This is a genomic window from Kitasatospora sp. NPDC058406, assembly GCF_042722765.1.
Classification (GTDB): domain Bacteria; phylum Actinomycetota; class Actinomycetes; order Streptomycetales; family Streptomycetaceae; genus Kitasatospora.
Map to the genome: position 1 here is coordinate 43,925 of NZ_JBHXKE010000018.1, position 12,326 is coordinate 56,250.

A 12,326-nucleotide genomic window follows, 5' to 3' on the forward strand; every position below is an offset into this window, starting at 1 on the left:
GGCCCCCGCCCCCCCCCCACCTCCCACTCCAGCCCCTGGCCCGCCGCCCCCGCCGACCCGCCGCTCCGCCCCCCCCGCGGGGCCCGGGGCCCGCGGGGCCCGCCCCCCCCCACCGGCGGGCGGGGGGGGCGGGGGTGTCAGCCCGACCCGCCGCCGCCCGTCTGCCCGCCCGTCCGTCGGTTCGCCCGTCCGTCCGGACCGGCGCCGCTCAGTCCTGCCAGTCGACCATCCGGCTGGAGCTCGACGCGCGCTCGCCCCGGTGGGTGATCATCGCGATGTCCTGCGGGGCCGGTGCACCCTCGACCGCCCAGTAGATCCGGCGCGGGGAGCGGTGCGCCGGCCACGCCCGGGAGTCGACGATGCGCCACCGGGCGAGCGTGCGCAGGAAGAACGGGTCGGCGGCCGTCCAGCGCCCGTCCACCTCGACCTCGACCCACATGTGCTGGAGGGGGAAGGGCGCGGACATGATCAGGCCGCTGGCCCCGCGGACCCGCACGCCGGTGCCGCCCGCCTCGTCCAGCAGGACGTGGCCGGCGAGGCGGCAGTCTGCCAGGCCGGTCTCCCGGGCGAAGCCGACGTCGGTCGACAGGGCGTGCGGGAGCAGGTGGAAGAACAGCCGGTCGACCGACGCGAACAGCGGGAGCACGGAGTCGTCGAACCAGTACTCCTCGTCCGGCAGCGTGATCTGCCGGACGAAGGAGGCGGGACCGTCCCAGGTCACCTCGCCGGAGCCGGTGGCGGCGTCGAGCATGCTGCCCGGCGCGAAGTCGCACGCGCCGGAGTGGCCCGGTTCGGGACAGCGGCCGGTGGTGCGGAAGCGGTACTCGTTGCGGCTGCGGCCGAGTCCGCCGTCGAAGGCCCGGCCGAGGGTCCTCATCAGCATCCAGCTGGGGCTGTTGAGCTCCAGCTCGACGGTGACGTTCTCCAGGTCGAACACGTCGAACCGTCTCTCGTCACCGCTGCCGCGGTGCGGCAGGCCCGCGTCGAGGAGGAGCTCCAACAGCTCCCCCGGGACGCCGTAGACCTTCTGGAGCGCGGCCTGCGGGGTGGTGAAACCCCGGTAGCCGTCCGGAACGCGGAGGATCCGCTCGACCACCTCCTCGACCGCCGTCCCGGACTCCGGCCGGACGTCCGCCTGCTGGTCCATCAGTTCTCCACTCTGCTGTCGGCCGGCGCGTCGGCCGGTCGGATCGACGGTGCGCTCGGCGGCACGACGGGGTCGCGGTGACGGGCCGCGACGGCGTCGGCGTGCTCCCCGAGCAGGTGCTCGCGCAGGGCCGCGAGGGTCGGGTGGGCGAACACCACGAACGGGTCCAGCTCGATGCCGTAGATGCCGCCCACCTGGCCGGCGAGTTGAAGCAGCGAGATGGAGTCGAAGCCGAGGTCCATCAGGTCGGCGTCGGTGTCGACCGCGTCCGGCTCGACCAGGAGGAAGCCGCAGGACTCCTGGCGGAGGTCACGGTCGACGGCCTCGCCGATGCCCTCCACCGGGGCCTGGGCCTGCGCCGGGGCCGGGACCGGGGCCGGGGCCGGGGCGTCCGTGCTGTCGCCCGGCACGTCCCGACCACCGCCGACCGCCGGTGCGGCGTCCACCCAGAAGCGCCTCCGCTCGAACGGGTAGGGCGGCAGCCCGACCCGCGCCGGGCGCGGGAGCGGCCAGAGACGGCTCCAGTCGATCGGCACGCCCTCCGTCCAGAGCGCCGCGAGCCGGTCCAGTCGCCGCTTCGCCGTCAGGGCCTCGACGTAGGCCCGCCCGTCCTCGTCGTCCAGCAGACCCCCGCGCGAGCCGTCCGCGCGGGCGGTCCCGGTCCGCAGACCCTCGGCGGGGCGACCGGCGGCGAACGCCTCCAGCGCCGCCCGCAGGTCCGCGGCGCTCCGGGCGGTGACGGCGAGGCGCTCGCCCAGTTCCCTGCGCCCGAGCTGGCTGCTGCTCGCGAGGTGCGCCAGGTCCGGCGACCGGCCGGTGCCGTCCGCCGGGTCGGCCAGGGTACGGGCGAGGGCGGCGGCGAGGGCGCCCAGCTGCCCCCCGGTCCGGGCGGAGAGCAGCACCACGTGCTCCTCCCCCGGCCGCCCGCCGTCCGCGGACCGCTCGTCCGCGGACCGGTCCGCCGCGCCCCGACCGGCCGCGTCCCGACCGGCCGCGCGTCCGGGCAGGTACTCCTCGACGATCAGGTGCGCGTTGGCGCCGCCCGCACCGAAGCCGCTCACCCCCGCGCGGCGCGGGACGCCCGGCGGGGTGCGCCACTCCTCCTCCGCCCGGGGGAAGCGGATCACCGGCGCGTCGATCCTGGGGTTGACCCGGTCCAGCGAGACGCACGGCGCGATCCGGCCGTACTTGAGCTGCAGCAGCACCTTGGTGAGGCCCGCGACTCCGGCCGCGCCCTCCAGGTGTCCGATGTTCGCCTTGACCGAGCCGACCGCGCACGGCTCACCGGCGTCGCGCCCGGGTGCCAGGGCGCGGGCGAGTCCGGCGATCTCCAGCGGGTCGCCGAGGGCGGTGCCGGTGCCGTGCGCCTCGACGTACGACAGGGTGTGCGGCTCCACGCCGGCCCGGGCGGCCGCCAGGCCGACGAGGTCGGACTGCCGGGCGGGATCGGGCACGGTGTAGCCGGACGTCCGGCCGGCGGTGTTGAGTGCGCTGCCCTTGATGACGCCCCAGACGTGGTCGCCGTCGGCGACCGCCGCCGCCAGCGGCTTCAGCAGGACGGCGCCGACGCCCTCGCCGGGCACGAAGCCGTCCGCGGCCTCGTCGAAGACCTTGCACGCCTCGTCGGAGGAGAGCATGCCCGAACCGGAGAGCCCGACGAGGTGCGCGGGGTGCAGGAGGAGGTTGACGCCGCCCGCGACGGCGGTACGGCACTCGCCCCGGCGCAGGCTCTCGCAGGCCAGGTGGATCGCGGTGAGCGAGGACGAGCAGGCCGAATCGACCGCGAAGCTCGGACCGTTGAGGTCGAAGAAGTAGGAGACCCGGTTGGCGACGGACCACGGCGCCGAGTTGGCCCCGGTGAGCCGGCCCGACGGCCAGCCGGTGGCACCGATCTTCCCGTAGGTGTGGTTCATCGTCCCGACGAACACCCCGGTGGACGGCTCGTGCGTGGTGGGGCCGAGCATCCCGGCCTGCTCGAACAGGTGCCAGCAGGTCTGGAGGAAGAGCCGCTCCTGCGGGTCGGTGTGGACCGCGTCCAGGGGCAGCACGTGGAAGAGCTCGGCGTCGAACTCGGCCACGCCGTCGATGAATCCGCCCCAGCGGCCGTACGAGCGGTCGGGCCGGCCCCGGCGCGGGTCGAAGTGGGTCCGCCAGTCCCAGCGATCCGCGGGGACTTCGGTGATGCTGCGCACGCCGTCCCGCAGGTTGCGCCAGAGGGTCTCGACGTCCGGGGCGCCGGGGTAGCGCCCGGTCACCGCGATCACCGCGATGTCGGAGTCGGCGGCGACGACGGACGCCACCGGGGCCGGCGCCGGGTCCCGGACCGCGACCGGCCCGGCGGCGCGCTCCCCGACGGCGGCGGACTCGGTGTCGGAGCACTCGGTGTCGGAGGACTCGGTGTGCTCCTGGCCCAGCAGGGCGCACAGCTCGGGTCCGCGGGTCCGGCGCAGGTGCTCCGCGATGTCCGCCACCGTCGGGTACTCGAACGTCAGGGTCGGCGGGATGTCGCCGAGGTCCTGGTCGAACCGGACGGTGATGTTCATCCGGGTCAGCGAGTCGAGGCGGAGATCCCGCAGGGCGTCCGGGCCGTGCAGGTCGGCGGCCCCGACCCCGGCGGCCTCCGCCACCACCTCGCGGACATAGGAGTGCACGGCCTCGAACGACGGCACCCGGCCGCCTGCTTCCGGCAGGCCGGTGGTCCCTGAATCGGGCGACATGGCGGTCCTTTCGTCTCGAAACGGCCGGAGCCGGGGCATGTTCGGGGAGCCCCGGTCGGGGGCGGGAGTCCGGGTGGTCGGCCCGATCGGCCGGGTACCGGCCGGGCCCGGCCTCGGGCCCGACCGGCCTCGGGCCCGGCCTTCCCGTCGGGTCGGTCAGATCGATCCGGCCAGGACCCGGGTGGGGAAGGAGAGCGGCGTCTCCGCCCCGTCGTGGGTGGCGAGCACGAACTCGTGGTCCGCCAGCCGCCAGGCGCCCTCGCCGATCGAACGGTGCGCCGGCCACTCCGCGGCCGGGAGGAGGCCCCACCCGGTGAGCAGCTTCAGCAGGTGCGGGTCGAAGGAGACCCAGCGGCCGTCCAGCCGCACGTCCAGCCAGGAGTGCGCGATCGAGTACGGCGCCGACAGGAAGAGGCCGAACGAGCGGCGCGCCGTCAGCCCCAGCCGCGACGCCTCCCCGGCGAGGTGCGTGGCCACGAGACCGCAGTCGCCGAGCCGGGCGTCCCGCAGGAAGCCCACGTCGTTCCGGAGCCCGGCCGGGAGGTAGTGGAAGTGCACGTCCGCGACCAGGCCGGTGAGTTCGGCCAGCTCGGGGTGGACCTGCGCCGGCTGCGCCCGCACCTGCCGGGTGAGCGTGAACGGGCCGCCCGCCGGGCCGGTGAACCCCGGCTGCGCGCGCAGTTCGGCCGAGGCCAGGGAACGGCAGCCGTGCTCGCCCGCGCCTGGCGGGCAGGCCGGCAGCACGTCCACCGCGTAGGTGGCCGCTCCGTGCGCGCCCGCCGCCGTGCGCAGGGCCGCCGACCAGCCCCGCATGGCCATGAACCGGGCGGAGGGCAGCGTCAGCGAGAGCGAGGCGTTGGCCAGGTCCAGCTGGTCGTACCGGACGCCCCCGGAACCGTCGGAACCACCCGACATTCCTGCCCCACCTGCTCCACTTGCCCCACCTGCCCCACCTGCCCCACCGCAGGGCAGGCCCTCGTCGGTGAGCGCGGTGAGCAGCCCCTCGTCGATGCCGAAGTGCCGGGCGGCGTCGGCCGCGGTGGACGTGAACGAGCGGAACCGGTCGGGCACCCGCACGATCCGGTCCACGACCGCACGCAGGGTCGCACCGTCGGGAACCGGCCGCGGCCTGCGGGCGGGCGGGGCCATCAGCGCGCCTCCGCCGGGACGGCGCGCGCGCCCTCGCGGTAGGAGGAGGCCTGGATCTCGTACAGCTCGCTGTACTGGCCGCCGCGCGCCATCAGCTCCGCGTGCGAGCCGTACTCGACGACGCGGGAGCCGTCGACGACCACGATGAGGTCGGCCATCCGGACGGTGGAGAAGCGGTGCGAGACCAGGACGGTGATCCGGCCGGACTCGTCGTCGGCGGCGCTGCGGGCGGCCTCGGCGTAGCGCTCGAACAGCGCGTGCTCCACCTCGGCGTCGAGCGCGGACGTCGGCTCGTCGAGGACCAGCAACAGCGGGTCGTCCCGCATGAAGCCCCGGGCGAGCGCGACCTTCTGCCACTGACCGTGCGAGAGGTCGACACCGTTCTCCCAGGACGGGCCGAGCTGCGTGGTGAGCCCGTCGGGCAGGCCCGCGACCAGTTCCTCGGCGCCGGCCCGGGCGACGCCGCCCCGCACGGCGGCCGGGTCGTCAACCCGCGCGAGGTCGCCGACGCCGACGGCCTGCTGCACCGGGTACTCGAACTTGAAGAAGTCCTGGAAGGCGCCGCTGATCCGCGCGCGCCACTCGGCGGGGGCGATCCTGCCGAGGTCGGCGCCGTCCACCGCGATCGTGCCCGAGGTCGGGGCGTAGAACCGGCAGAGCAGCTTGACCAGGGTCGTCTTGCCTGCACCGTTCTCGCCGACCACCGCGATCACCTTGCCGGCCGGCAGGTGCAGGGTCACGTCCTCCAGGACGGACCGCTCGCCCCCGGGGTAGCGGAACGAGACGTTCTCCAGGCGGATGCCGTCGCGCAGCCGGGTGGGCACGCGCTGGTCGGCGCCCACCGTCTCGGCGGCGGCGAGGTCCTCCAGCCAGGTGAGCCGGCGTGACACGTCGAGCCAGATGGTCCGGTAGAACTGCACGTGGCTGACGGTCTGCCCGACGTACTGGGCCAGCCGGCTACCGGCGGTGAGGAGCAACAGCGTGTCGGCCGCACCCGCGCCGGAGTCCCGGGCAGCGAGCACCACGACGAGCACGAAGGACCCGACGAAGACGGACTGGGCCGCCGCCTGCCAGAGCGTGGAGACCCAGCGGGTGCGGGCCAGCGGCTCGTAGCGGCGGTGCCAGGCGTCCCGCCGGGCCTCGTACAGCCAGCGCTGCACCCCGGCCACCCGGATCTCCTTGCCCGCGGCGGCCGACGTCGCCAGGGTGAAGAGGTGGCGGGCCCGCCGCTCGTGCTGGGCGCCGGCCTCCTCGACCTTCTTGTCGATGCCCGACCGCCAGCCGGAGACCAGCACACCCGGGACGGCGGCCGCGCCGAGCAGCCCGTACCAGGGGTCGACCGACATGAGCAGGGCCAGCGTGATGACCAGGCGGATGACGGCGCCGACCGTCCCGAACAGCTCCTGGTAGAGGTAGCTCAGCGCGCCAGCGTGGTTGCGCAGCACCGAGATGCGGTCGGCGTGCTCGGCCCGCTCGTGGTGCTCCAGCGTGGAGACGGTCGACTGCAGCCGGGCGACGTGCGACTCGACGAACACCGCCGCGCGGTCGGCGAAGCGGCGGTTGGCCCGGTCGCTGACGATGCCCAGCAGCCACCCGCCGGTGGCGAGGGCTCCCAGGAACAGCGCGGCGGCCGTGATGCCGCCGCCGTCCTGGTCGATCACCGCGTGGATGAGCGCGGCGAGGCCGACGGCGAACAGCGCGTCCGGCGCAGCCGCGGCGATCGCGGTCGCGCAGGCCACCACGATCAGCAGCGGGCTCGCCCGGTAGCCGAGGCTCAGCGAGCGCACCAGCGACCTGGCGGACGAGGGCAGCCCGTCAGAGGACGATGCCATCGGATTCCTCCTCGGAGTCGAAACGGGACGCCTGCAGGTCGAACATCTCCCGGTAGCGCCCTCGGGCGGCCATCAGCTCGTCGTGGGTGCCGAGCTCGGCCACCCGGCCGTCCTCCAGGACGCAGATCCGGTCGGCGTGCCGGACGGTCGAGAAGCGGTGGGAGATGAGGACGGTGGTGCAGCCCTCGGTGGCCTTCAGGATGCGGTCGAAGATCTCGGCCTCGCCCCGGACGTCGAGCTGCGCGGTGGGCTCGTCGAGGACGACGACCTCGGCGCCCTGGCGGACGGCGCACAGGGCACGGGCCACGGCGACGCGCTGCCACTGGCCGCCGGAGAGGTCCCGGCCGCCCTCGTAGCCGGCGGCGAGCACCGTGTCGAGGCCGGCGAGGTCGGCGGCTCCGGCGTCGGCCAGCGCGGCCCCGACCACCTCGTCGGGGGCGCCGAGCGGCGCGACGTTGGCGCGCAGCGGCAGCTCGTAGCGGTTGAAGTCCTGGAAGACGGCGGTGACCCGGCGGCGCCAGGCGGTGAGGTCGAGCCGGTGCAGCCCGGTGCCGTCCACCTCGATGGTGCCGTGGGTCGGCTCGTAGAGGCCGCAGAGCAGCTTGACCAGGGTGGTCTTGCCCGCGCCGTTGAGGCCGACGATCGCGAGCGAGCGGCCGGCCTCGACAGTGAGGTCGAGCCCGGAGAGCACCGGCCGGGAGTCGGTCGGGTAGTGGAAGCCGACGCCCCGGAAGCGGACCTCCGCACCGACCGCCGCCTTCACGCCGACCGCCGTTTCCGCACCGACCGCCGTTTCCACACCGTGCTCCGTCGTCGGGCGCGGGGCCGGCTCCGTGCCGGGTGCCGCTTTCGCGCCGCGGTCCCCGCCGGCGAGCCCGCCGGTCTCCGCCATCGCGGGCCCGAGGGCCAGCACGGCGGCGACCGAGCCGGCGGCGGGCGGCAGCGCCCAGTTCAGACCGCCGAAGGCGATCGCGCTCGCGCCCACCACGGCCTGTGCGAAGACGACCACCTCGCCGGTCCCGACCGCGCCGGAGACGGCGTCCCGGGCGAGCGACCAGAGCACCAGGCCGTTGGCGGCGACCAGCAGCAGGATCGTCCAGCGCAGCGGGCGCTGCTTCAGCCGCGTCGTCTCCCAGCGCAGCTCGACCAGGCGGCGGCGGTTGGCGGTGAACTGGTCGACGACCCAGCCGCCCAGGCCGAAGATCCGCAGCTCCTTCGCGGCGGCGGCCTCGACGGCCAGCTTGTACGTGTAGTCGGAGCGCCGCTGCGCCTCCAGCACCTCGCCGGAGTTGCGGTCCCAGAAACTGCTCTCGCGCAGCAGCCAGTGCGTCGCGGTCCAGGCGCCGCCGACCAGCAGCGGAGCCCACCAGGTGTACGCGGCGAGCACGACGAGCTGGCCGATGCCGACGGCGGCCTCGACCAGGCCACCGGCGATCAGGCCGACCGAGATGGCCATCGGCGGTCCGACGGTCCCCTGGTCGAAGTCGCGGGCGCCGGCCAGCTTGTCGGCCAGCTCCCGTGACTCCAGGTGGGCGATGCCGTCGGGGGCGGTGGTGCTCTCCACCAGCAGGTCGTGCAGCAGGCAGGAGAGCCGTTCGCCGAGCGCCGTACCGACCAGGGAGTGGAAGGGCACCAGCAGCCGGAAGAGCACGAACACGACGCCGGCGGCACAGAGCGGGCCGGTCGGGGAGGTGTTGTCGTCGATGGCGTCCACCAGCAGGCCCACCGTGACGGCGAACAGCGCCGGGAGCGCACCGCGCAGGACGATCAGCGTCCACCAGGCGACGGCCAGCCCCCGGTGCGCGCGCGGCAGGACGGCGAAGAACGTCCACTCGTCGCGCGCACGGAGCCGGGCGATCCACGATCCGGGGCCGACGGCTCCCCCGGCCTCGGTGGCCGCCGCGCCTTCCGCGCCCACCGTTCCTTCCGCGTCTTCCGCGCCTTCCGTTCCTTCGGTGGCCGCCGCGGTCGCGGAGGCCGTCACGGGTGGATCGCCGTCTTGCTGGGTGGGCACGGAATGACACTTCCTCGGTGCGGTGGAACTGTTCGATGACGGTGGGCCGGTTGCGGCCGACCGCGGTGCGGACGCGCGTCAGGTCCGGGTGGCGGAGACCAGGTAGCCGGTGGTGCCGCCGAGGTAGTGACCCTCTGCGTGCATCTGCTCCAACCGCCCCTTCCATGACACGACCTGACGCGCCGTCAGGACGCGGTCCTTCACGAGCTGGGCCAGCGGCCGGCGCATCGTGAACAGGAAGAACGCGTAGTCGTTGAAGACCAGGTGCGGCTCGACCGTGATGTCGGTGAAGCCCGCCTCCCGGTAGAGCCGGGGAAGCTGCCGCCCGATCCAGCCCTGCAGGGCGGCGTCGGCGACGTAGTCGAGGACCGTCCGGGTGGTCGCCCGGTCGGGGTGGTCGAGGACGGTCGAACCGAGGTCGAACTCGAAGGCCACCGCCCGGCCGCCGGGCCGCAGGACCCGCGCGATCTCGGCGATCGCCCGCGGCGCGTCGGGCAGGTGCTGCAGCAGCGTCTGCGCCCGGCAGCGGTCGAACTCGCCGTCGGCGAAGGGGAGGTCCAGCGCGCTGCCGCAGACGAAGGACACGTCCGCGCCCGCCTCGGCCGCCCGGCGACCCGCCTCGGCGACCATGGTGCGGCTGACGTCGATCCCCGTGACGCGCGCGCCCGGCGCCACCTCGGCCGCCGTCCCGATGGCGTCCGAACCGAGGCCGCAGCCCACGTCCAGCACCGCCCGGGCGCCGTCCAGCCGCAGGGCGGCCATGATGGCGGCCTCGGCGCTGCGCATGCCCGGATAGGACTTGCCGACGTCCAGCGCACGGATCAGCGGGACCGGGTCCTCCGCGTCGTCGACGGCCGCGAACGCGCGCAGGTCGGCTCCGATCACCCCTGCCTGCATACGGACTCCCCCTCTGATGGCGTGAGCGGGCATGACGGCGGGACCGGTCGTGAGGGGCTCGCGTCGAGCACTCGAACGGCCGCGGTCCCGGCGCCCGCGGGCCATCGCGGCCGGTGTCCCGGCGGCGGCAACCCGGCATCCCCGTCAGCGCCGGCTGATTGATCTTCGCCAGACTCTAACCGCATGACATGTACGCCGTCGAGCGTGATGATCACCGCACCCCCGGCCACCCCCACCGTGACGCGCATCACATTGCTGATGTGAACATGCAACGTGTTAGCGTCACCGCCTAATGGATCAAGGAAGGGGGTGGAATCCATGGCTACGCGTCCCGCTCCGACCAACGAGGAGCTCGCGCAGTTCGAGGCTTGGGTCACCGAGCTCGACATCGCACTCGCCAAGAAGCCCTGACGGTCGACCGACACCGTCGCACGGCGGCCGGTCCACAGCCGCCGCCGAATCAGGGGAACGGGGGTGAAAGACATGGCTACGCGTCCCGCTCCGACCAACGAGGAGCTCGCGCAGTTCGAGGCCCGGGTCACCGAGCTCGACATCGTGCTCAGCAAGAAGGCCTGACCCTCGACAACGTCTCCGACGTTGCCTCGCGGCCCCTCCACAGCGGCCGCCTCACCAGGGAACGGGGGTGAAAGACATGACCACGCGTCCCGCTCCGACCAACGAGGAGCTCGCACAGTTCGAGGCCCGGGTCACCGAGCTCGACATCGTGCTCAGCAAGAAGGCCTGACCGCCGGCCCGCAAACGGGGGCACCCGTCCTGACCGGCGCCCCCACGAAGGCGGCGCGCCGCCCGGCACCGACCGCGTGACGCGGTCCCGTCCGGCACCGCACGCCACCGGCCCAGGTGGCTTCCGGGGCGAAAACCCCACCCCGGAAGCCACCTTCGCCCGCTCTTTCGCCCGCCCTGTCGAGCCCCGACTCCACCGGACTGCGAGACACTCGACGACTCCTCCCGGGACGCCGTCCGGAGGTCCTTCCAGGCTCCGTTGACGCGAGCTCAGTGACGGATTCCGGGAACTTCCGCCGGACCGCACGGAGCCCTGCCCACTCCTCACGACCGACGACCCGCTCCAACGAACTCCCAATCTGCCATCCGCGTAACCTTTGTGACTTTCCATCACGTCCTATCAGTGCAGTGACTGAACTGTCGGGCGATTTGACGGAGGCACGGTGCGGACTACTCGCGGTGTGACCTGGGTGCTGGCGGCGGGGGTCGCGTCGGCGCTCGTCCTGAGCACGGGATGTCCCACGTCCAGGAGCAGACCCACCGCCACCGGCAGCCTGCCCGAGAGCCCCACGCCCTCGGCCCCCGCCGAGACCCCGGCCCCGGCCCCCACGCCCTCGCCGACCTGGGACGGCCAGGTCAAGCTGCTCGGTGACGGCTCCACCTCCGACACCGGCCCGCAGCCCAAGCAGCCCGAACCCGAGCGGCTGAAGCCAGGGGAGAAGCCGCCGCAGTTCGTGGTCTTCTCCTGGGACGGCGCCCTGGAGGGCGACGACCGCCTCTTCTCCCGCTTCCGGAAGCTGGGCGCGGAGAACAACGCCCAGATGACGTTCTTCCTCTCCGGCCTCTACCTCCTTCCCAAGTCCAAACGCACGCTCTACCGCCCCCCGAAGCACGACGCGGGCGCGGCGTCGATCGACTTCGCCACCAACGCCCACATCAAGGACACCCTGGAGCAGCTCCGCCTGGCCTGGCTGGACGGCAACGAGATCGGCACCCACTTCAACGGGCACTTCTGCGGCCCGCAGCCCGGCGGGGGCGGCGACTGGTCCAACGAGGAGTGGACGTCCGAACTCGACCAGGCGATATCCTTCGTCACCAACTGGCGTACCAACACCGGCTACAAGGACCTCCCACCGCTCCCCTTCGACTACACCAAGGAGCTGGTGGGCGGCCGCGCCCCCTGCCTGGAGGGCCAGAAGAACCTGCTGCCCGTCGAGAAGGCCAAGGGCTTCCGCTACGACGCCAGTTCGCCCGGCGAGTTCCAGGTGTGGCCGGTGAAGAAGGAAGGCGTCTGGAACTTCCCGCTGCAGTTGTTGCCGAACCCCGGCACGACCTCCCAGAACCTCTCGATGGACTTCAACTACCTGGCCGGCCAGTCCGGCAACACCACGAACGGCGACCCGAAGAAGTTCGACACCTGGGAGAAGGCGACCCGGGAGAGCTACCTGGCCGGCTTCGAGCGGGTCTACAACGGCAGCCGGGCCCCGCTGTTCATCGGCAACCACTTCGAGGACTGGAACGGCGGCATCTACATGCAGGCGGTCGAGGACGTGATCAAGAGCGTCTGCAAGCGTGAGGAGGTCCGCTGCGCCTCGTTCCGCCAGGTCGCCGACTGGCTGGACGCCCAGGACCCGCAGGTGCTGGACCAACTGCGCCGACTGGACCCGGGACAGCCGGCGGACTGGTCGCGGCTGGTGAAGTGACGACCGCCGGGGGGGGGGGGGGGGGCCCCCCCCCCCGCCCCCCCCCCCCCCCCCCCCGCCGGCGCCGAACTGCGCAAGGTACCCCCGGGGGCGGGCGATGTCAGAGGGGATCGGGGGGGACCC

7 protein-coding genes are annotated in these 12,326 nt (G+C 73.8%); 1 reads left to right on the top strand and 6 read right to left on the bottom strand.

All coding sequences use genetic code 11. The annotated features are described in order from the left end of the window. Positions 1 to 208 precede the first annotated feature (208 nt). From ACFWOG_RS06010 to ACFWOG_RS06035, 6 genes are all read right to left on the bottom strand, one after another. Positions 209 to 1,147: a hypothetical protein gene (locus ACFWOG_RS06010; RefSeq protein ID WP_329950955.1), complete on the bottom strand. Its 939-nt coding sequence runs from the start codon at positions 1,145 to 1,147 to the stop codon at positions 209 to 211. Further along, the gene (locus tag ACFWOG_RS06015; RefSeq protein ID WP_380355255.1) at positions 1,147 to 3,864 is read right to left on the bottom strand and encodes a beta-ketoacyl synthase N-terminal-like domain-containing protein; all 2,718 of its coding nucleotides are present in this window, start codon (positions 3,862 to 3,864) and stop codon (positions 1,147 to 1,149) included. The genes ACFWOG_RS06010 and ACFWOG_RS06015 overlap by 1 nt, the downstream gene beginning before the upstream one ends. 156 nt (positions 3,865 to 4,020) lie before the next feature. Then, the gene (locus tag ACFWOG_RS06020) at positions 4,021 to 5,013 is read right to left on the bottom strand and encodes a transglutaminase domain-containing protein (protein ID WP_380355257.1); all 993 of its coding nucleotides are present in this window, start codon (positions 5,011 to 5,013) and stop codon (positions 4,021 to 4,023) included. Beyond that, complete coding sequence (locus ACFWOG_RS06025; RefSeq protein ID WP_380355260.1) at positions 5,013 to 6,845, bottom strand: ABC transporter ATP-binding protein; 1,833 nt, start codon at positions 6,843 to 6,845, stop codon at positions 5,013 to 5,015. Before ACFWOG_RS06025 ends, ACFWOG_RS06020 begins: the two co-directional genes overlap by 1 nt. Further along, positions 6,829 to 8,859: an ABC transporter ATP-binding protein gene (locus tag ACFWOG_RS06030; protein WP_380355263.1), complete on the bottom strand. Its 2,031-nt coding sequence runs from the start codon at positions 8,857 to 8,859 to the stop codon at positions 6,829 to 6,831. The genes ACFWOG_RS06025 and ACFWOG_RS06030 overlap by 17 nt, the downstream gene beginning before the upstream one ends. Positions 8,860 to 8,937: 78 nt before the next feature. Then, positions 8,938 to 9,744, bottom strand: a complete 807-nt coding sequence (locus ACFWOG_RS06035) for a methyltransferase domain-containing protein (protein WP_380355265.1) — start codon at positions 9,742 to 9,744, stop codon at positions 8,938 to 8,940. A gap of 1,199 nt (positions 9,745 to 10,943) precedes the next feature. Here ACFWOG_RS06035 and ACFWOG_RS06040 point away from each other — a divergent pair. Next, positions 10,944 to 12,203 (top strand): hypothetical protein, encoded by a 1,260-nt coding sequence (locus tag ACFWOG_RS06040; RefSeq protein ID WP_380355268.1) that lies wholly within the window; start codon positions 10,944 to 10,946, stop codon positions 12,201 to 12,203. Positions 12,204 to 12,326 lie beyond the last annotated feature (123 nt).